General features: G+C 64.9%; 17 protein-coding genes. 8 read left to right on the forward strand and 9 right to left on the reverse strand.

The annotated features are described in order from the left end of the window. Window positions 1-113: 113 nt before the first annotated feature. Genes OKW45_RS18815 through OKW45_RS18825 form a run of 3 tightly spaced genes read right to left on the reverse strand, consistent with a single transcriptional unit; the run spans window position 114 to window position 3,102 of the window. Entirely contained in the window at window positions 114-974 is an 861-nt protein-coding gene (locus tag OKW45_RS18815; protein ID WP_018421136.1) for an alpha/beta fold hydrolase, read from the reverse strand. A gap of 11 nt (window positions 975-985) precedes the next feature. After that, window positions 986-2,575, reverse strand: a complete 1,590-nt coding sequence (locus OKW45_RS18820) for a benzoate-CoA ligase family protein (protein ID WP_429470413.1) — start codon at window positions 2,573-2,575, stop codon at window positions 986-988. 59 nt (window positions 2,576-2,634) lie between these two features. After that, window positions 2,635-3,102, reverse strand: coding sequence for a DUF4863 family protein (locus OKW45_RS18825; protein WP_429470415.1), 468 nt, complete (start codon window positions 3,100-3,102; stop codon window positions 2,635-2,637). A 239-nt stretch (window positions 3,103-3,341) separates the two neighbouring features. On the opposite strand from OKW45_RS18825, the gene OKW45_RS18830 reads away from it, so the two are divergent. From OKW45_RS18830 to OKW45_RS18850, 5 genes are all read left to right on the forward strand, one after another. After that, complete coding sequence (locus OKW45_RS18830; protein ID WP_429470417.1) at window positions 3,342-4,340, forward strand: helix-turn-helix transcriptional regulator; 999 nt, start codon at window positions 3,342-3,344, stop codon at window positions 4,338-4,340. A gap of 114 nt (window positions 4,341-4,454) precedes the next feature. Beyond that, a complete protein-coding gene (boxC, locus tag OKW45_RS18835) occupies window positions 4,455-6,134 on the forward strand; it encodes a 2,3-epoxybenzoyl-CoA dihydrolase (RefSeq protein ID WP_429470419.1) in 1,680 nt (559 codons plus the stop codon). A gap of 98 nt (window positions 6,135-6,232) precedes the next feature. Continuing rightward, window positions 6,233-7,660: a benzoyl-CoA 2,3-epoxidase subunit BoxB gene (gene boxB, locus OKW45_RS18840; RefSeq protein WP_429470421.1), complete on the forward strand. Its 1,428-nt coding sequence runs from the start codon at window positions 6,233-6,235 to the stop codon at window positions 7,658-7,660. 57 nt (window positions 7,661-7,717) lie between these two features. After that, window positions 7,718-8,956: a benzoyl-CoA 2,3-epoxidase subunit BoxA gene (boxA, locus tag OKW45_RS18845; protein WP_429470422.1), complete on the forward strand. Its 1,239-nt coding sequence runs from the start codon at window positions 7,718-7,720 to the stop codon at window positions 8,954-8,956. Window positions 8,957-9,221: 265 nt separating this feature from the next. Next, window positions 9,222-10,001, forward strand: a complete 780-nt coding sequence (locus OKW45_RS18850; RefSeq protein ID WP_429470424.1) for an amino acid ABC transporter substrate-binding protein — start codon at window positions 9,222-9,224, stop codon at window positions 9,999-10,001. Window positions 10,002-10,129: 128 nt separating this feature from the next. On the opposite strand, the gene leuA is transcribed toward OKW45_RS18850, so the two are convergent. Further along, window positions 10,130-11,836 (reverse strand): 2-isopropylmalate synthase, encoded by a 1,707-nt coding sequence (gene leuA / locus OKW45_RS18855; protein WP_429470426.1) that lies wholly within the window; start codon window positions 11,834-11,836, stop codon window positions 10,130-10,132. A gap of 399 nt (window positions 11,837-12,235) precedes the next feature. Between leuA and OKW45_RS18860 the strand changes: the two genes are divergently transcribed. After that, window positions 12,236-12,568 carry a hypothetical protein gene (locus OKW45_RS18860; protein WP_018421127.1) on the forward strand — a complete coding sequence of 111 codons (333 nt, stop codon included), beginning with the start codon at window positions 12,236-12,238 and terminating at the stop codon, window positions 12,566-12,568. 98 nt (window positions 12,569-12,666) lie between these two features. On the opposite strand, the gene OKW45_RS18865 is transcribed toward OKW45_RS18860, so the two are convergent. After that, window positions 12,667-13,293, reverse strand: a complete 627-nt coding sequence (locus OKW45_RS18865) for a cadmium resistance transporter (protein ID WP_429470428.1) — start codon at window positions 13,291-13,293, stop codon at window positions 12,667-12,669. Between the two features lie 206 nt (window positions 13,294-13,499). Here OKW45_RS18865 and OKW45_RS18870 point away from each other — a divergent pair, with 206 nt between their 5' ends. Further along, on the forward strand, window positions 13,500-13,943 hold the full coding sequence (locus OKW45_RS18870; RefSeq protein ID WP_429470430.1) for a hypothetical protein: 444 nt from the start codon (window positions 13,500-13,502) through the stop codon (window positions 13,941-13,943). 49 nt (window positions 13,944-13,992) lie between these two features. On the opposite strand, the gene OKW45_RS18875 is transcribed toward OKW45_RS18870, so the two are convergent. Then, window positions 13,993-15,261 carry a DUF3443 domain-containing protein gene (locus OKW45_RS18875; RefSeq protein ID WP_429470432.1) on the reverse strand — a complete coding sequence of 423 codons (1,269 nt, stop codon included), beginning with the start codon at window positions 15,259-15,261 and terminating at the stop codon, window positions 13,993-13,995. 69 nt (window positions 15,262-15,330) lie between these two features. Continuing rightward, the gene (locus OKW45_RS18880; RefSeq protein WP_429470434.1) at window positions 15,331-15,795 is read right to left on the reverse strand and encodes a DUF2844 domain-containing protein; all 465 of its coding nucleotides are present in this window, start codon (window positions 15,793-15,795) and stop codon (window positions 15,331-15,333) included. A 398-nt stretch (window positions 15,796-16,193) separates the two neighbouring features. Between OKW45_RS18880 and bamC the strand changes: the two genes are divergently transcribed. After that, window positions 16,194-17,429, forward strand: coding sequence for an NlpB/DapX family lipoprotein (gene bamC, locus OKW45_RS18885; protein ID WP_429470436.1), 1,236 nt, complete (start codon window positions 16,194-16,196; stop codon window positions 17,427-17,429). A 170-nt stretch (window positions 17,430-17,599) separates the two neighbouring features. Here the strand turns inward: bamC and OKW45_RS18890 are convergent, their stop codons facing one another. Together OKW45_RS18890 and OKW45_RS18895 are read right to left on the reverse strand one after the other, a co-directional pair. Beyond that, on the reverse strand, window positions 17,600-18,526 hold the full coding sequence (locus tag OKW45_RS18890; RefSeq protein ID WP_429470438.1) for a DMT family transporter: 927 nt from the start codon (window positions 18,524-18,526) through the stop codon (window positions 17,600-17,602). 291 nt (window positions 18,527-18,817) lie between these two features. After that, window positions 18,818-20,416, reverse strand: a complete 1,599-nt coding sequence (locus OKW45_RS18895) for an L-lactate permease (RefSeq protein ID WP_429470439.1) — start codon at window positions 20,414-20,416, stop codon at window positions 18,818-18,820. Between the last annotated feature and the right edge of the window lie 218 nt (window positions 20,417-20,634).

Raw genomic sequence — 20,634 nt, forward strand, 5'->3', positions numbered from 1 at the left:
TCTCCGGACGGGGAAGGGATGCCTCGCCATCGAGGTGCCGAGGTCAGCGATGCAGCAGCATAATCGCCGATCCGTGTAATTTTTATGAAGTATCGGTAACAGACGGACGCCGCTTATCGTTGTGCGCGCACGAATGCCGCGATGGCGTCGTTGAGCGCGGCGGGCGCGTCGCGATGCGGCGAGTGTCCGCATGCGTCGAGCTTCACGAGTTGCGCGTGCGGCACGCGCACGGCGATCGTGTCGATCTGCGCCATCGTGCCGTAGTTGTCGTCGTGGCCCTGGATCGCGAGCAGCGGTCGACGGATCGGCGCGAGCGCCTCCACGATCGACCACCGCCTGAACGCAGGGTCGAGCCAGATATCGTTCCAGCCGTAGAACGCGGAATCGACGTCCGCGTGATAGCGGGTGAGCTTCGCGCGAAGATCGGTGGTTTCGTAAAGCTGCTTCGTTTGGGCGATGCTTTGCACCGAGATGTCTTCGACGAATACGTGCGGCGCGATCACGACCGCGCCCGCGAGCGCATCGGGGTACAGCGCCGCATACAGCAGCGCGATCGAGCCGCCGTCGCTATGACCGATCACCCACATGCGTTGGCGTTGGCGCAGGTCGATATCGAGCGCGTCCAGCAGGGTGGGGAGGATGTCGCGCGCCTGTGCGGTCATGAAATCGACCGGCCATTTGTCGTCAGGCGCACGCGCTGTCGAGAGTCCGTAGCCTGGCCGCGAATAGACGAGCCCGCGCATGCCGAGTCGCGCGCACAACGTCTGCGGCCAGTCGCGCCACATCGCGATCGAGCCGAGACCTTCGTGCAGGAATACCGCGATCGGCGAATCGTCCTGCTGAGCATTCGCCTGCTCGTTGACCCAGCGGTACTCGATGCGCAGCGATCCATGCGACGCGCTCGCCGGCAGTTCGGCAAAGCAACTGGCGGCACTCGCGGAGGAAGTGGCTGGGGCAGTACCTCGATTCTGCATCAATGACTCACCTATGACTGTTCGCGTAGCTTGAAGCGTTGAATCTTGCCGGTGGCGGTCTTCGGCAGATCGTCGGTGAACACGATATCGCGCGGGTACTTGTGCGGCGCGAGCCGTTCCTTGACGAAGGTCTTCAGTTCCTCGGCGAGCAGGTCGGACGGCATGAAGTCGCGCTTGAGCACGACGAACGCGCGAGTTTTCACGAGCCCGCCATGATCGACGCCGACCACCGCCGCTTCGAGCACCGCCGGATGCGCGACGAGCACCATCTCGACCTCGACTGGCGACACATATTGGCCGCTCACTTTCAGCATGTCGTCGCTGCGGCCCGCGTAAACATAGCAGCCGTTCGTGAGACGCCGATATTTGTCGCCGCTTCTGATCCATTCGCCGAGAAACGTCGCGCGCGTTTTCTCGCGATTGCTCCAGTACATCAGCGCCGCGCTCGGCCCCTTGATGAACAGATCGCCGACTTCGCCATCGGGCACCGGCCGCCCGGCCTCGTCGCGCAACTCGACTTCGTAGCCCGGCACGGGGCGCCCGGTCGTGCCGTATTCGACTTCGCCAGCGCGATTCGACAGGAAGATATGCAGCATTTCCGTCGAGCCGATGCCATCGAGAATCTCGGCGCCGAAATGCGCGGTGAAGCGTTCGCCGACGTCGCGTGGCAACGCCTCGCCGGCCGACGCACACACGCGGATCGCGACGTCGGCGCGCGCGGGCAGGTTGAGCGACACCAGCATGTTCGCGTACAAGGTCGGCACGCCGTAGAACACGGTCGGGCGATGCTGGACGAGGCGCGCGAAAATCGCGTCGGCGGTCGGGCGCTCGGCCATCAGGATCGCGGTCGCGCCGACCGACAGCGGAAACGTCAGCGCGTTGCCGAGCCCATATGCAAAGAACAGTTTCGCCGCCGAAAACACCACGTCGCTCTCGACGATGCCGAGCACTGGCTTCGCATACAGCTCGGCGGTCCAGTACAGATTCGCGTGCGTATGGACGGTGCCTTTCGGCTTGCCGGTCGAGCCCGACGAATAGAGCCAGAACGCGATGTCGTCCGCGTTGCTTGCACAGCCTTTGACGGCAGGTAGCGCTGTGTCGACCAGCGTTTCGAAGCGGGGCGCCGCGAGCGGCGCTTCGGTGGAGGCGTGAGTCTGGGAGACGATCGGTTGGCAGCCGTCGTCGTCGATGCTGCGCAGCGCCTCCGTCACGTTAGGTAGCAACGGTTCCGATACGATCACCGCTCGCGCGTGGCTGTGCGTCAGCATGTACGTATAGTCGGCGGCGGTCAGCAAGGTGTTCGCGACGACCGGCACGATGCCGGCGTAAAGCGCGCCGAGAAATGCGACCGGCAGCGATACGGTGTCGAGCATCACGAGCAGCACGCGTTCCTCGGGATGCACGCCGAGCGCACGCAGTGCGCTGGCGCAACGCCGCGCGCGCTGTTCGAGTTCGCCGTAGGTCATCGTGCCGTAGTCGTCGATATAGGCGACTTTGCTCGCGCGCGCTTCGTTCAACTGGAACAGATGCCTCGCGAAGTTGAACAGCGGGGGCGGCGGCGCAACCGGCTCGCGCGGGCTCGTTTCCAGCAGGGCTTCCATATGTCTCCTCCATCCGTGGACACGGTCCGGCTCTTGTGTGATCGTGATCCGCTCGCGGCTCACGCGCGCGTGAATTCGATCGCCCCTTGCGGCAGCAGATACAGCACCAGCGCCTGGCCGTTCGCGACGGTCGGACGATGCGCCGAGCCGGGGCCGTACACGCACCAGCCGGCCGGATGTCCGTCGAACGTCGCGCCGTCGGTGAGGGGCATGATCAGATCGATCTCGCCGTGCGGATGGGCGTGGTGCGGACCGGCAATGTCCTGCATGTCGACGACGTCGACGGAAAAGCCGTGCGTGTCGGGGAGCGCCTTGAAGATGCGGCCGTAGCGGATGCCGCCGGACTCGCGGTTGCACAGCCAGCCTTCGGCGACGCCGTTGCGGCATGCGTTCGCGAGTTCGTGAAAGGTGGGGCTGCCGGCGGGCCAGGTGTCGTTCAGCCAGTCCGCGAGCGCGGCGTCGAGCGGCCGCCCGGCGAGTTGCGCAGTGACGCCTGCGATCAGACGCTGGAATTCCTGTGGGGACATGCGAGCCTCCAGAAGCGCGCTCACGCAGGCCGGATGTCCGGAAGGCCGGCCGCCGGATCGCCGGCCGCCGGAACTTTGGTGCATGCGTATTGCGGCGCCGTCTCCGTGACGCGGCCGGAATGCCAAGGCGGCGCGCGACTGTGTTTGTGATTGGATCAGCTTTTGGCGAAAATTAAACCGTTCACCTGATGCATGTCAAGCACTATAGTACATGTAACGTAGTCACGAGGTCGCAAAACATGAATCAAAAGTACCCTCCCGCACCGTTGGACGAAACCGACGACGCGGCCCGCGCCGAACGCACCGAGCCCGCGGGTGAACGCACGGCCGAACGTGGCGGCGAGCGCGAAGAACGCGATCCGTTCCTGACCGCGATGGGCGAGCGTGTGCGTTTGCTGCGCGCGCGCCGCGGCATGACACGCAAGACGCTAGCGGCCGAAACCGGTTTGTCGGAGCGGCATCTGGCGAACCTCGAATCAGGCGTCGGCAATGCGTCGGTGCTGGTGCTGCGGCAGCTCGCGGCCACGCTGAACTGCCCGCTCGCCGAAGTGATCGGCGACGAAACCACCGCGTCCGCCGAATGGCTGCTGATCCGCGAGCTGTTGCAGGGGCGCGACCAGGCGGCACTGCAGCGCGCGCGCATCGCGCTCGCCGAGATGTTCGCGCAGGCGCCGCGCGATCCGCACCGCAGCGACCGCATCGCGCTGATCGGCCTGCGCGGCGCGGGTAAATCGACGCTAGGGCGCATGCTCGCGCAGGAGCGCAAAGTGCCGTTCATCGAGCTCACGCGCGTGATCGAACAGCTCGCGGGCTGTCCGCCGTCGGAGATCCATTCGCTGTACGGCGCGAGCGCGTATCGACGCTACGAGCAACGCGCGCTCGAGGCGGTGATCCACGAGCATCCGCGCGCGGTGATCGCGTCGCCGGGCGGGCTCGTGTCGGAATCGGGCACGTTCAACATGCTGCTGTCGCACTGCTTCACGGTGTGGTTGCAGGCGACGCCCGAGGAACATATGCGTCGCGTCGTCGCGCAAGGCGATCTGCGGCCGATGTCCGGCAACCGCGAGGCGATGGACGACCTGAAGCGCATCCTGGCCGGGCGCGCCGAGCTGTACGGACGTGCGGACATGTCGTTCGACACCAGCGAAAAGACGCTCGCCGATGCGTACCTGCAGTTGCGCGACCGTCTCGCCGCGCGTCTCGCGGCCGAAGCCCCCGACGAGGCGCGCGTGAACTGACCGATCGCGGGCGCCAGGGTTTCCCCGTAAAAATGCACTAAAGTGCTTTACGCGGGTATGACGATGCACTATTGTTCAAAAAACAGATTGCATCGTCCAGTCAGGAGACGCCCCATGTCCACAGCAGCCACCGCCGTCGCTCAGGCCGCGCCGGTCGACTATCGCACCGACCCGTCGCAGTACAGGCATTGGAAGCTCAGTTTCAACGGTCCGGTCGCGACGCTCGGCATCGACATCGCCGAGGACGGCGGCATTCGCGACGGCTACAAGCTGAAGCTCAATTCGTATGATCTCGGCGTCGATATCGAACTGCACGACGCGATTCAGCGCATTCGCTTCGAGCATCCGGAAGTCCGCACGGTGGTGGTGACGAGCCTGAAGGACCGGGTGTTCTGCTCCGGCGCGAATATCTTCATGCTGGGGCTGTCATCGCACGCGTGGAAGGTCAACTTCTGCAAGTTCACGAACGAAACGCGCAACGGGCTCGAAGATTCGTCGCGCCATTCGGGTCTCAAGTTTCTCGCCGCGGTGAACGGCGCGTGCGCGGGCGGCGGCTATGAGCTCGCGCTCGCCTGCGATGAAATCTATCTGATCGACGATCGTTCCTCTTCGGTGTCGCTGCCGGAAGTGCCGCTGCTCGGCGTGCTGCCCGGCACCGGCGGACTCACGCGCGTGACCGATAAGCGCAAGGTGCGCCACGATCGCGCGGATATCTTCTGCACGGTGGTGGAGGGCGTGCGCGGCGAACGCGCGAAGGCATGGCGCCTCGTCGACGAAGTCGTGAAGCCGAATCAGTTCGAGCAGGCCATTCAGGTGCGCGCGCTCGAACTCGGCGCGCACAGCGATCGTCCGGCCGGAGCGCCGGGCGTCGCGCTCACGCGCATCGAACGCACGGATCGCGAAGCTGGCCTTAGCTATCGAACGGTCGACGTCACGATTGATCGCGCGAAACGTATGGCGACCTTCACCGCGCGCGCGCCACAGACCGGGCAACCGACCGACCTCGCCGCGATCGTCGCGGCGGGCGCCAACTGGTGGCCGCTGCAATTCGCCCGCGAACTCGACGACGCGATCCTCTCGATGCGCACCAACGCGCTCGACATCGGCACCTGGGTGTTCAAGACCGAAGGCGACGCGCGACACCTGCTCGCAGTCGACGCGACGCTGCTGCAGCACAAGGATCACTGGTTCGTGCGCGAAACGATCGGCATGCTGCGCCGCACGCTCGCGCGCCTCGACGTGTCGTCGCGCTCCATCTTCACGCTGATCGAGCCGGGTTCATGCTTCGCCGGCACGTTCGCGGAACTCGCGTTCGCCGCCGATCGCACCTACATGGCCGCGCTGCCCGACAACGAGGACGAGGAGCCGGCGATCACGCTGTCGGAAGTCAACTTCGGCCTGTATCCGATGGTCACGCATCAGTCGCGGCTCGCGCGGCGCTTCTACGAGGAAGCCGAGCCGCTCGACGCGGCGCGCGCGCTGATCGGCCAGCCGGTCAAGGCGCTCGACGCGGAGCGCCTCGGTCTCGTCACCGCGTCGCCGGACGACATCGATTGGGGTGACGAAATCCGCATCGCGCTCGAAGAACGCGCGGCAATGTCGCCCGATGCCTTGACCGGCCTCGAAGCGAATCTGCGCTTCAATGGGCCGGAGACGATGGAGACGCGCATTTTCGGCCGTCTCACCGCCTGGCAGAACTGGATCTTCAACCGGCCGAACGCAGTGGGCGAGAAGGGTGCGCTCAAGGTGTACGGCAAGGGCAGTAAGGCGCAATTCGATGTGTCGCGCGTGTGAGATGCGCCGCGCTCACTCCGACTAAACGACGCCGCCTGCCGATACGCGCCTCTCGCCACTGCAGCTTCCGAACAGGGAATTGACCCAGGGAACCGACCATGTCCTCGATCAACTACAGCGAAAAGATTCCGAACAACGTCAACCTCGCCGACGACCGCGCGCTGCAACGCGCGCTCGAACAATGGCAGCCGAACTTTCTGTCATGGTGGGGCGACATGGGCCCGGAAGGCTCGCACGGGTACGACGTGTATCTGCGCACCGCGGTCAGCGTCGATGCGGGCGGCTGGGCGCACTTCGACTACGTGAAGATGCCCGAGTACCGCTGGGGCATTTTCCTCACGCCGGGCGAGCAGGATCGCAAGATCCACTTCGGCGAACACAAGGGCGAAGCCGCGTGGCAGGACGTGCCCGGCGAGCATCGCGCGAACCTGCGCCGCATCATCGTCACGCAGGGCGATACGGAGCCGGCCTCGGTCGAGCAGCAGCGTCACCTCGGTTTGACCGCGCCGTCGCTGTACGATCTTCGCAACCTGTTCCAGGTCAACGTCGAGGAAGGCCGTCATCTGTGGGCGATGGTGTATCTGCTGCATCGCTACTTCGGCCGCGACGGTCGTGAGGAAGCCGAAGCCTTGCTCGGCCGTCGCTCGGGCGACGAGGACAACCCGCGCATTCTCGGCGCGTTCAACGAGAAAACGCCGGACTGGCTCGCGTTCTATATGTTCACCTACTTCACCGACCGCGACGGCAAGTTCCAGTTGTCGGCGCTCGCGGAGTCGGGCTTCGATCCGCTCGCGCGCACGACGAAGTTCATGCTGACCGAGGAAGCGCATCATATGTTCGTCGGCGAATCGGGCGTGTCGCGCGTGATCCAGCGTACCGCGCAGGTGATGAACGAACTCGGTACCGACGACGTCGCGAAGATCCGCGCGGCCGGCGTGATCGATCTGCCGACCATCCAGCGCTATCTGAACTTCCATTACTCGGTCACGATCGACCTGTTCGGCGCCGATCATTCGTCGAACGCGGCGACGTTCTATAGCTCGGGCCTGAAGGGCCGCTACGAGGAAGGCAAGCGCGCCGACGATCATCGCCTGAACGAGCATGCTTACAAGCTGCTCGACGTGCAGGACGGCAAGCTCGTCGAGCGCGAAGTGCCGATGCTCAACGCGATGAACGAAGTGCTGCGCGACGATTACATCAAGGACTCGATTGCGGGCGTTGGGCGCTGGAACAAGGTGCTCGAGAAGGCCGGCATCGACTTTCGCATGACGGTGCCGCACAAGGCGTTCAACCGGCAGATCGGCACGTTCGCGGGCACGCGGGTGTCGCCCGATGGCCGCGTGCTCAGCGAAGCCGAATGGGCCGCCAACGAAGCGAACTGGCTCGCCACGCCGGAAGATCGCGCGTTCGTCGCTTCGCTGATGGGCCGCGTCGCCGAGCCGGGCAAGTTCGCGAACTGGATCGCGCCGCCCGCGATGGGCGTGAACCGTCAGCCGGTCGATTTCGAATACGTGCGCTTCAACTGAAGCAGGCGAAGCACGAAAGGCGCGTTACGCGCTCGCCGTATCCAGGTGGAGGAAGTCATGAACGGCCCAGTATCGGTCGAAGTTCTGCGGCAGCATCTGATCGATCCGGAGATCTGCATTCGCTGCAATACCTGCGAAGAGACCTGTCCGGTCGATGCGATCACGCACGACGCCAACAACTACGTCGTGAAGGCCGACGTCTGCAACGGCTGCATGGCCTGCGTGCCGCCGTGCCCGACTGGCGCGATCGATAACTGGCGCACGGTGCTGAAGGCCGACGCGTATTCGATCGACGAGCAGTTCACATGGGACGTGTTGCCGGAGCAGAACACGATGGCGGTGCCGGCTGAAGAAGCGGCGGCCGCTTCCGCTTCGGGCGACAGCTCCGCCGAAGCGGACGGCATCGAGGTCGATACCGTGCGCGGCGCTGTCGTGCCACCGTGGTCTGCCGCGAAGCCGTACGTGAATCTCTACACGCACAAGGCGCCGACCACCGCGACCGTGGTCGGCAACTACCGGCTCACCGACAGCGCGACGTCGAGCGACATCCATCACATCGTGCTCGATTTCGGCTCGATGCCGTTTCCGGTGCTCGAAGGCCAGTCGATCGGCATTCTGCCGCCGGGAGCTGCTGCCGACGGCCGTGTGCATCACGCGCGCCAGTACTCGATCGCGAGTCCGCGCGATGGCGAGCGGCCCGGCCATAACAACGTGTCGCTGACGGTGAAGCGGGTGTCGCAGCAGCACGGCGACGCGATCGACGGCGTGTGCTCGAACTATCTGTGCGATCTGAAGAAGGGCGACGTGGTCAACGTGATCGGTCCGTTCGGCAGCACCTTCCTGATGCCGAATCATCCAAACTCGCACCTGTTGATGATCTGCACGGGCACCGGTTCCGCGCCGATGCGCGCGATGACCGAGTACCGCCGCCGCAAGCGCCTCAAAGGCGCGACCGGCAAGCTGATGCTGTTCTTCGGCGCGCGCACGAAGGAGGAGCTGCCGTACTTTGGACCGCTGACGAATCTGCCGAAGGATTTCATCGACACCACGCTCGCGTTTTCGCGCACGCCGGGACAGGCGAAGCGCTACGTGCAGGACGCAATGCGCGAACGTTCGGCCGATGTCGCGAACCTGCTGAGGGACGACAATACCTATATCTACGTGTGCGGCCTCAAGGGCATGGAGGACGGTGTGCTGCAGGCGCTCAAGGATATCGGCGAACAGCATCAGCTCGACTGGGAAGCGTTGTGGGCGAAGCTGAAGCGGGAAGGGCGGCTGCATCTGGAGACGTACTGAGCGGCGCGCCGACACGCCGACCCACACCGAAAGCTCCGCGAAAAGGCTCCGCAAAGGCTCGTGAAAGCATGAGCGCTTGCGGGGCCTTTTTGTCTGCGCCATATGCTTGACGGAACAGCGCCGCGGCTGACCTGTGCGGATCGACGCACCGCGCGCGAAGCGCTTTTAAAATCGCGGACGGTTTGCTACAGTCGGCCGCACGCCGGCACTCCCCGCCAAACGCGGCAGTCCGCCACTTGCGCAGCCACTCAGACGGAGCCGTCCGATGAAGCCGATTCGTTCACTTGCGATGATTGCGCTGTTGCAGGCAGCACTGGCCCATCCGGCTAGCGCCGACGATCTCGCGCGGATCAAGGCATCGGGCGTGTTCCGGATCGGCACCGAAGGTACGTACGCCCCGTTCACCTACCGCGACGACGCGGGCAAGCTGACCGGCTTCGACGTCGAGCTTGGGAGCGCGATCGCGCGGCGTCTCGGCGTCAAGCCGCAATTCATCGAAGGCAAATGGGAAGGACTGATCGCCGGTCTCGACGTCAATCGCTACGACGCGGTGATCAATGAGGTCGCGATCACCGACGAGCGCAAGCTCAAATACGATTACTCGGACCCGTACATCACGTCGCACGCGGTGCTGATCGTCGCATCGGACAACACGACGATCAGATCTTTCGACGACCTGAAGGGCCGCAAATCGGCCAATACGCTAGCCAGCAACGTCGGCAGGATCGCGGCCGCGCACGGCGCGCAGGTGATTCCGGCGCAGGGCTTCGACGAATCGATCGATCTGCTCGTCGCGGGCCGCGTCGACGCGACCGTCAACGATTCATTGTCGTTTCTCGACTACAGGAAGCGCGAGCCCGACGCTAGGATCAAGGTCGCCGCGGTCGATACGTCGCCCGATAGCAGCGACAAGTCGGCCGTACTGATCCGCAAGGGCAATCCGAAGCTGCGCCTGGCGATCGACGACGCGCTCGCCGGCATGAGAAAAGACGGTACGTATCAGCGGATTTCACTGAAGTACTTCGGTCGGGACGTGTTTCATTGACCGTCGGCCGAGGTTGGCGCGGATAAATCCACATTAAAAAAGAAGGGGCGTCGAAACGCCCCTTCTTCGTTGTCGTCAGCCCGTCGAACATGCGGCATGCCGCACGTTCAACGCGGCAGACGCTGGCCTCACACCGTCGCGTCGCTCAGCGCGGCGTCGAAGAAGCGCTCCTGGGCATCCGTGTTCACGCGTGCATACGCGCGGTTCACGCCGCTGATCACCGCGCGGATCGACGCGGTGATCAGGTTCGCATCGACACCGACGCCGAACGCGCTGCCGGCCACATCGGCGCCGGCCATTTCCGCGATTGCGATCGCGCGTGCATCGGCGCCCTGCGTGAGCGCGCGTTCCTCGTAGTGCTGGATGCGCACGGGCACGTCGAAGGCGTGCATCAGCGCGTCGAGCGGGCCGTTGCCGGCGCCGCTCAGCACGCGCGGCGTGCCGTTGATTTCGACATTGAGCTTGATGTGCTCGCGGCCGTCGTGCTCGGACAGGCTGTGGCTGATATAGCGGACCGGCTCCGCCGTGCGCACGTATTCCTGCTGGAACAGTTCCCAGATCTGCGCGGGCGTGACTTCCTGGCCGCTCTGGTCGGTGAAGCGCTGCACGGCCGAGCTGAAGTCGACCTGCAGGCGGCGCGGCAACACGACGCCGTAGCTCTGCTCGAGCAGATAAGCGATGCCGCCTTTGCCCGACTGGCTGTTCACGCGAATTACGGAGTCGTAGGTGCGGCCGAGGTCGCTCGGATCGATCGGCATGTACGGCACTTCCCAGATCGCGTCCGGCTTCTGCGCGGCGAAGCCTTTCTTGATCGCGTCCTGGTGCGAGCCCGAGAACGCAGTGAAGACGAGATCGCCGACATACGGATGACGCGGATGCACCGGCAACTGCGTGCATTCCTCGGCCGTGCGCGCGACTTCGTTGATGTTCGAGAAATCGAGCTCGGGGTCGACGCCCTGCGTGTACAGGTTCAACGCGAGCGTGACGAGGTCGACGTTGCCGGTGCGCTCGCCGTTGCCGAACAGGCAACCTTCGACGCGATCCGCGCCCGCCATCACCGCGAGCTCCGCGGCCGCGACGGCCGTGCCGCGGTCGTTATGCGGGTGCACGGAGACGATCAGCGAGTCGCGACGCGCGAGATTGCGGTGCATCCATTCGATCTGGTCGGCGTAGACGTTCGGCGTGGCCATTTCCACGGTGGCCGGCAGATTGACGATCGCCTTGTGCTCGGGCGTCGGTTGCCAGATGTCGAACACCGCGTCGCAGACTTCCTTCGCGAATTCGAGCTCGGTGCCGCTGAATACTTCCGGGCTGTATTGCAGCGTGAAGTGCGTGTCCGATTGCGCGTCTGCGAGGCGCTTCATCGTGCGCGCGGCCTTCCGCGCGAGTTCGATCACGCCGCTCTTTTCGAGGCCGAACACGATCTTGCGGAATTCCGGCGCGGTCGCGTTGTACAGATGGACGATCGCGCGCGGGGCGCCGCGCAACGATTCGAAGGTGCGCTCGATCAGATCGTCGCGCGCCTGCGTGAGCACTTCGATCGTCACGTCGTCGGGAATATGGCCGCCCTCGATCAGCTCGCGCACGAAGTTGAAGTCGGTCTGCGACGCCGAGGGAAACGCGACTTCGATTTCCTTGAAGCCGATCTGCACCAGCGTCTTGAACATGCGCATCTTGCGCTCGGCGTTCATCGGCTCGAACAGCGCCTGGTTGCCGTCGCGCAGATCGGTGCTCATCCAGATCGGCGCGCGCGTGATGGTGCGCGACGGCCACTGGCGATCCGTCAAATTGATCGGCTTGAACGAACGGTACTTGGTAGCAGGGTTTTTCAACATTTTCATCATCCGGGGGAGAGACCGTGGAATGGGTGTCGACCGGACGACGAAAACGCGATACTGGGCCGCCGGTCGAAAACCGGGGCTGGGTCAGTTACTGGGGATTCAAGCGATGCTTCGGTGTATCAGAGAGAAGCGGACGCGCGCAGCAGCAGACCTAGCCCGGTAGAGCGGGCTAGTAGTAGCGATAGGGTGGTCTGGGCGCGGTACATAGTGCGCAATGGGAACATATTATTGAGAAAGCGTCAAGGGCCGAGGTCAGGTGGGCCGCGGCCTGCTCGGCTGCAGAAAGGGGGCGACCGGCCCCCTCGCAGGGAAGGTGCCGCGGGACGCTCGCGCGGCACTCGATTCAAGGGTGAGCTCACGAGGCGTCGTCAATTCACAGAGCAGGAGGTGAACATGAAAAGGGTAGCGAAGATATCCGGCCTCGCGAGGATCTGCGCGTGGGCGGCGTTGGCATGTGGATTTGTCGGACAGGCCGGCGCGCAGGGCCTCGGCGCGCAGAACGACATGAACGCGCCGCAGAACAGTACGCGTCTGATGCCGGAGGCGGCGCGCGGCAGCGAGTATCCGACGCATGGCAACCAGCAGGCGGGCGAGCTGAATCTGAATCCGACCGATCCGCGTGCGCAACTGGTCAACGGCTTGCCGAACAACGCGAGCGCGGGCGGCTATGGCGCGCCGCTGGCGGGCGTGCGTACGTACGTGCAACCGCCCCAGCCGGCGAATTGAGACTGGCGAAGCAGGATCGGCAGACGAAGACTACGACGCTGAAGGCGGCAAGCTGAAGCCGTTGCGTGCCGCGCAGTCTTCGTCGACGCCCCCGGTGATCACGCGCCGGACAAAAGTCGCCACGTATCGCCGTTCACGATCACCGATACGCCTATCGCGAGCAGGATCGGCGGCAGCAGCGCCGAGCCGTATCGTCGGATCGGCGCGCCGAGCAACGGGTGGTCGACTAGCCATGCCGCGCCCGCGCACCAGAGCCCGATCATCACGACGAACACGAGCGAAACCAGCGCGTTCTCGGCGTGCGTACGACTCGCGTACAGCGGCACGTAGACGGCGAGGTTGTCCGAGCCGTTGGCGATGGCGACGCTCGCGACGGTCCAGCTCGATGAGCCGCGAACGGATGGCGGAGCGCTTGCGCGGCTGTCCTCGCTGTCTTCGCTGGCGTTGCGCCGCGCGTGGCCGGGACCGAAGCGCCGCCATGCCTTGTGCAGGCCAACGACGATCGGCAGTAAGCCGAGCAGGCCCACATAACCGGCCGGCAGGCGCGTGAGAAAGGCCGCGAGCACGAGCGCCGCGGCGACGAGGATCAAAGAGCCCGCGTACTGTCCCGCGACCACACGGCGCCGCTCCACGCCCGCTTCGGTCAGAAAGCCGAGCAGCACGAACAGGTTGTCGATATTGGTCGCGGCATAGGCGACGATCGCGAGCAGGACGAGGCTGAGCATGAAGAAGCCGGGATCGTTACCGGGGGTAGAGTCGTTTTGAATTCGCCGCGCAATTTGGGCAAGCGGGCGGCAGGCTGCGCCACCGAGGGCGCGGCCGGTCAACACGATGCCGATGCGCCGCGTCAAGGTCAAGCGGCAGGCGGCCGCGAAGCCGGGCGACGGGGTCGTAAGCTACAATGATCGAGGCTTGGAACAACGGAACATCGATGAATATTCGCCTTCTCTCTATCGCCTGTGTCGCGAGCGCCGTGGCGCTGCTGGCGGCCTGCACGAGCGTTACCCGCAACTCGAGCGCATGCGAACAATTGATGCGCAGCAAGCTGGCCGAGGCGTCGTCGGGGATGTCGTCGGATACGCTGCGGATCACGCATCGCGGGGCCGCGATTCGCGGCTCGCGCGTCGTGGTGGAGGGGACGATCGAGCATCGGGTAAGCGCGTCCGAGGTGGCGGTCTCCGCGCCGCTCGCGGCATCGGCATCGCAAGCGGCGACGGACGTCAACGTCGCCGCGAAGCCGACCGAGCCGAAGAGGGTCAGGACGCCGGCCGCCGCCGAGTGCACCTTCCACGGCGAAGAGCTGGACGTATTCCGCTGGCTCGCGCCGGCAAAGCTGGCCGCGCCGGCCGCGCAACCGGCCAGCGCGGCGGGCTGAGTTCCCGTCCGCGTTCCGCGCCCTCGCTGCGCATCCAACCCAATCGATCTCAGAACGCGTAATACGGCCCCTGGCCGGCCGACGTATTGCGCGTCGCAATCGCCGTGTAAATGCGTTTGCCGTAAAAGAACGGCAAGCCCCAGCCGAAGCCCTGACTCGAATTGCCGGCGAGATTGTCGAACGCGTTGTTCGACGACGAGAATAGCGTGCTCGAATTGGCTATGTCGAACGACACCGTGCTCGACACCCCATCGATGCCGGTGATCGACGCGCTCGCCGACTGCGTCGAAGTCGGGCAGTACCAGAAGCCGCACAACGGGAACTGCGTCGAGTGGAAGAACAGACCGTTCGAGCCGCTGTCGAGATAGCTCACCGCATAGGTCTGACCGCCCGAGTTCGTCGTCACGTAGCCGGTCGCCGCGTTCGCCTTCAGGACGTTCGGGCTCGTCAGCGTGTTGTTCGACTGGGTGCCGATGCCGAAGATCAACGAGCCCGACACGCTGGCCGCGCCCGCATCGGCGACGGCCGGCAGGTCGATCACGACGCCGTTGTTGTCGAGCGGGAAGCCGCTGACCGGGTTGGTCACCTGCTGTGCGAGCGGCTGCGCGGTTGCGGTGCAGCCGCTCGTCGTGCAGCTGTAGTACCAGCGCGGCAATGCGGAGTTCGAGCAGCCGTTGCCGCAGTCGACCGGGAACAGGCCCACGCCGAGGATCCCGTTCGAGTGCAGGCTCGACACCGTCAGCAGCGACGCGCCGGAGTTCGCGCAGTCGGTGGGTGCGGCGGGCAGCGCACTGTCGGCGATGACCTGGATCGGAATCGATGACGCCTGTTGGCCAGCCATGCGTACGTCCGCGTTGCGGATCGAGCCCCACGCATAACCGCTGCCGAACACCGCGCATTCGGCGCTCACGCCGCCGCCCGCGGCGATGGTCGGCAGCGACAGGGTCGTCGGCAGCGCCGATGCGAGGATGCGCAGGCCGTTCGAGCCGGTGTCGACCTGGATGTCGTCGATCGTCGCGCAGTTGCTGGTGCCGGCCAGGCAGACGGTGACGCTCGTCGTCAGCATGTTGCGTGTATTGCCGGGCGATAGGCCGACCGTGACCGGCTGCACGTTGGGCGTGGTCGATTGCGGCACGTTCGCGCTCTGCGTCGTGTTCGACGCGCTCGTGGAACCGGTCGACGAGCTCGGCGCGGTCGCGGACGGCGTCGAGCCCGAGCCGGACGAGCTGGACGAGGAACTGCCGCCTCCGCCGCCGCAGCCGACGAGGGCCGCGCAGACGATCAGAAGCAGGGCATGGAAACGCAAGGCGGATTTCATGGCGTGGCGATCCGTCGGGTGGAACTCAGGCGTGAAGGGGGCGCGAGCGACGCGTGCGGGGCGCACGCGTTACTGGATGTCGTCGGAGGTGACGCCGGCGGGCAAAGCCGCCGGCAGCCACGCTCGGCCGACGTAGCCGCGCATCGGTCCGCCGGACTCGACGATCACGTCGGCGCGCGTGACGCGCGACGAATGCAGATTGCCGCTGCCGGCCGCCGCCGCGGCGCCTGTCTTGTAAGAGTCGCCATATTTGCCGAGTAGCGCGTGCAGATCCGGCATCGTCGGGCCTTGCCACGCGTAGGCGACGATCAGGCCGGTGCTGGTCGCGTATTCGTTGATGGTCGTATTGCCGGCGTCGGTCCACGTGCGCTCGCGCAGTGCGCCATTGAGTAGCGTGCGCGGCGCGCTCGCGCCCGACACCGCCTGGCTCGGCATCGTGCCGCCCAATTCGGCATGCGCGCCGAAGCTCACGCAGCACGCGACGACGGCGATCGCCGAGGCGATCGCGGATGGATTGAGACAGGACTGGGACATGAGGCCTTCCTCGTTTGGCGCCGGATTTTTTATTGAGATAACTCGATTAACGTAGCACCGGTTTTTTCTGGTCTTTGCACATCGCGGCGGACAGGACCGCGCGCCATGTTTAAAAGCAAGCCGCATGCAGACCGGAAGCCCTTATTCGGCGGGCCTCCGGTGTAGACTTGGGAATACTCCCGATGTCAACTCGAAAGTGTTATCGAGTGTTAAATTTACCCCATAAGAAGGCAAATATCATGACGGGCGCGGACTTTTTTCCCGTGGTCGTTTCGTAGCCGCGGCATGCGGCGATTCGCGGGCAAACCCCAGTTTTTGCACAGGCCTCGCCGGGACCGGTAAAATGTTGGGTTGATCCACGGAAACTTGCCGTGGCGTAGCGGAAGGATTCCCCGAACATGACTGATTTTCGTCTCACCAAGCGGTTTGCAGTAATGCTCATGGCAGGCGGGCTGGTCGCCGGCTGCGGCACCTCGTCGCCGACCAAAATCGACTATAGGAGCGACTCGCGTTCGAAGCAGGTATCGCTTGCCGTACCGCCGAACATGATCGACGAGACGGCCGATCAGCGTTCGCTGCCGCCGCAGGGCGGCGAAACCTCGCTGTCCATGCTGAAACAGGTCCAGGCACAGTCGCCGGCCGGCGACGCGGTCGCGGTCGTGCCGCCCGTCCAGGGCATCCACATCCAGCGCGACGGCACCGAGAGCTGGCTCGTGATCGACAATAAAACGCCCGATCAGGCCTGGCCGCAAATCCGCCGCTTCTGGCAGGAACAGGGCTTCCTGCTCGTCGTCGACCAGCGCGACAAGGGCGTGATGGAAACGGACTGGAACGAAACCCACGCGCAGATCAACGACGGCTTTATCCGCAACACGCTGTCGAAGGCTATGGGCAACAGCTACGTGAGTTCGGAGCGCAACAAGTTCCGCACGCGTCTCGAAGCGGCGCCGAAGGGCGGCACCTATGTGTTCGTCAGCCAGAAAGGCATGCGTGAGGCGATCACCGGTACGAACAACGAGTCGACCCAGTGGCAACCCAAGCCGAACGACCCGGCGCTCGAGCAGGAATATCTGAAGCGCCTGATGGTCTCGCTGGCGCGGGCCGATTCGGGTAGCAACGCGGGTGGCACGCAGAACGCCGAGCTGTCGCCCGCGGGCACGCAGATCGCGCCGAACGCGGCGACGGCGGGTGCGAAGTCGGCGACGGCCTCCGTCGCCGCGCAGAACGTCGTGCTCGCGGCGCAACCGCCTATGCCGGACGCGGATTCGGCCAACAACACGTCGGCGCAGCTCTCATCGACCGAACTCACGCTCGCCGAGCCGTATGACCGCGCGTGGCTGCGCGTGGGCCTCGCGCTCGATCGCAGCAATTTCACGGTCGACGATCGCGACCTGAGCCGCGGCCTCTATTTCGTGCGCTACGTCGATCCGAAGGATATGTCGTCGGCCGAGCAGGGCTTCTGGAGCCAGGTCTTCCACGGCAAGAAGGAGAAGGTCGCCAGGCAGTATCGCGTGAACGTGCGCGCGGTGACGCCGAACGAGACCCGCGTGGCCGTGGTCGACGACAAGGGTCAACTCGACGAAAGCTCGCAGGCCAAGCAGATCATGAGCCTGATGGCCGACCAGTTGCACTGATACGAGAGCCTCGCGGCCGACGCCGCCGGTTCGACGAGACCGCCCGGAGAAATCCGGGCGGTTTTTTTTGACTATGCATTTGACGCGCGAAGGGCGCGCGCGTGAGCCCATGTAACGTGACCGGATCGGCAAGCCGCGACCGGGCGCGGTTGCGGACTGACTCCGTGCGCTCAGGTATCCGCGCGCCGCGTCCCCATCCACGGCAAGCGCTTGACCACGCCGGTCGCCAACGCGGTGCCGACCAGGATCACCGCGCACCCTTCGAGCATGCCGGGCGACACCGTCTCGCCGAGAAACAACGCGCCCCACAGAATGCCGAAGATCGGAATCACGAAGGTCACGGTGATCGCGCGCGTCGGCCCGGCGACCGCGATCAGATGGAAGAAGAGCATGTACGCGATGCCGGTACAGGCGACGCCGAGCGCGATCACCGCGCCCCACGCGCGCAGCGAGATTGGCGCGGCGGGCCAGTAGATGACCGCGAGCGGCAGCAGCACGATCGTCGCGCCGATCATCGTGCCGGTCGCGACGGTCAGCGCGTCGACGCCAGTCAGGTGACGCTTCGTGTAGTTGGCGGCGATGCCGTAGAGCAGCGTAGCGCCGAGCGCGGCGCCGGCCGCGAGCGCGACGCTCAGCGGCGAGGCGGCCGAGCCGGCCGGCGCCGCGATCTGATCCCACACGAGCATCAGCACGCCGAGAAACCCGACCACGAGACCGAGAGTGCGCAACGCGCTGAGCCGGTCGCGCAGCCACAGGAAGCCGACCAGCGCGCCCCACAGCGGCGCGCACGCATTGATCACCGACGTGACGCCCGCCGACAGCGTCAGCTCGGCATACGCGAACAGGCAGAATGGTGCCGCCGAATTGAGGATACCGACCACGAGCAGCGGCACTGCGCGCGTGCGCAACACGGTGGCGGACTGTTGCAGCGGCCGTCGCGCGATCAGGACGATCGCGAGAAAGAGTGCGCCGATGCCGACGCGCAGCGCCATCAGCGGTGCGACGCCGAAGTCGGTCACGCCGACGCGGATGAACAGGAACGATGCGCCCCACAGGGCAGCGAGGATCAGCAGTTGCAGCAGGTTTCTGGTTTGCATTGGAATGGCGCCGCGCGCAGTTGAGTCGGGACGCCAGCTCATCGTAACAGTGCGATCGCGCGAATCGTTTCAGTACAGGATGAAACGGCAAGATCCGGGAGACAGCCGCGTCCGATGAGGTCGATGGTAAGCGCTGCGAGGGCGCGCGCCAAACGAGCAATTCTCGCCGATATGTGAGAAAAATTGCAATGGGCGGAACGGAAGTGGGGATCGGATCGGAAACGGCGCCCGCGATGCGCGGGCGGCCGTCCGAGAAGATGTGAATTGCATTGCGCCGTTACTGGCGCGACCTCAATGCGGAATCATCCATTGCAGGACGTTCTGCTGCGCCCAGACGAGCACGCCGAGCAGCACCGTCAGCAGAATCGAATGTTTGAAGGTCTTGGCGAACACGACGCCTTCCTTGCCCTTCAACTCGGTGGTCGCGACGCCGGTCGCGATGTTCTGCGGCGAGATCATCTTGCCCATCACGCCGCCCGACGAGTTGGTCGCCGCCATCAGCACCGGATTCAGATTGAGCTGGTTGGCCGCGACCACCTGCAGATTGCCGAACAGCGCATTGCCCGACGTATCGCTGCCCGACAGGAACACCGCAACCCAGCCGAGGAACGCCGACACGAGCGGAAACAGCGGCCCGACCGACGCAACGCCGAGACCGAGCGTGTAGGTGAGTCCCGAGTAGTTCATCAGGAAAGCGAGGCCGACGATCGTTGCCACGGTCAGGATCGCGATGCGCGTTTGCACCCACGTATCGGAGATCGCCTTGCCGAACTCGGCGGGCGAGAGCCGTACGACGAACGCGGTGATGAACGCGGCGACGAGGATCGCGGTACCGGTCGCGAGCGGCTGGAAGTCCCAGATCGCGCCGTACGGCGTGTTGTAGAGCGTGATGAACACGGCCTTGTCGAGACCGGGCCACGACACCTTGATGTCGCCGATCGTGAAGATCCTCGCGATCGTCCAGATGATCACGACGACCGACACAATGATCCACGGATACCAGCCCTGTGCGCCGCCGATCTTGCCACGCACCTCGCTGATGCGATCGACGTTGACCGCGAATTTCGGATCGACGACGGGCTTCCAGACGCGCAGGAACGCAACGGTGAGGATCAGCGAAACCAGCGAAGACAGCACGTCGGTCAGGCTGTAGTTGACGAAGTTCGAGACGACGAACTGGGTCAGCGCGAAGCTGACGCCCGAGACCAGCAGCACCGGCCAGATCCGCAGCATGTTGCGAAAACCCGCGTACACGCCGATCACATAGAAGGGCAGCAGGACCGCGAAGAAAGGCAATTGCCGCCCGACCATTTTCGCGAGCACGTCGGACGGCAGATGCGTGACCGCGCCGAGCACCGTGATCGGCACACCGAGCGCGCCGAATGCGACTGGCGCGGTGTTGAAGATCAGCGTGAAGGTCAGCGCTTCGAGCGCCGGAAAGCCGAGCATGATCAGCAGCGAACTCGTGATCGCGACCGGCGTGCCGAATCCCGAAATGCCCTCGAGCAGCGCGCCGAACGAAAAGCCGACCACGACGAGCACGATGCGCCGGTCGTTCGGCAGGTTGTCGATCATCCACAGGCGGAAGGCCTCGAAGCGTCCCGAGCGCTGCGCGATGTTGTACAGCAGGATCGCGGTGAACACGATCCACATCACTGGCCAGATCGCGAACACGACGCCAGCCGCGACCGAGTTGAACGCGAGCCCGACCGGAAACTGCCACACGAAAATCGCCACGATCAAACCGATGATCAGTCCCGCGAGCGATGCTTGCCACGCGGGTCTACGCGCCCAGCCGAGCAGCGCGAGCACGGCGATGATCGGCAGCGCCGCGACGATGAACGACGGAAAAAGCGAATTGCCAACCGGAGTGAGTAGTTGATGAAACATCACGTCTCCTTCGTTGTTGTGTAATTCGACGCGGGGGATTGCGCATGACGGCGCGTCGCTCTGATTCGGCGGACGCTCACAAGTGGCCTCGACAAAGCGGCGTCGCCCGATTTAAGCGGGTGCTGCATGAAACCTTCTAAGGATAGAGCGCCATATCGGCGCGTCAAGCCGGGAAAGTACGGGCGGGGTATGCGCGGTGGAGGGCGATACGCGCGGAA

The sequence above is a fragment of the Paraburkholderia lebeckiae genome (assembly GCF_050436225.1).
Classification (GTDB): domain Bacteria; phylum Pseudomonadota; class Gammaproteobacteria; order Burkholderiales; family Burkholderiaceae; genus Paraburkholderia; species Paraburkholderia tuberum.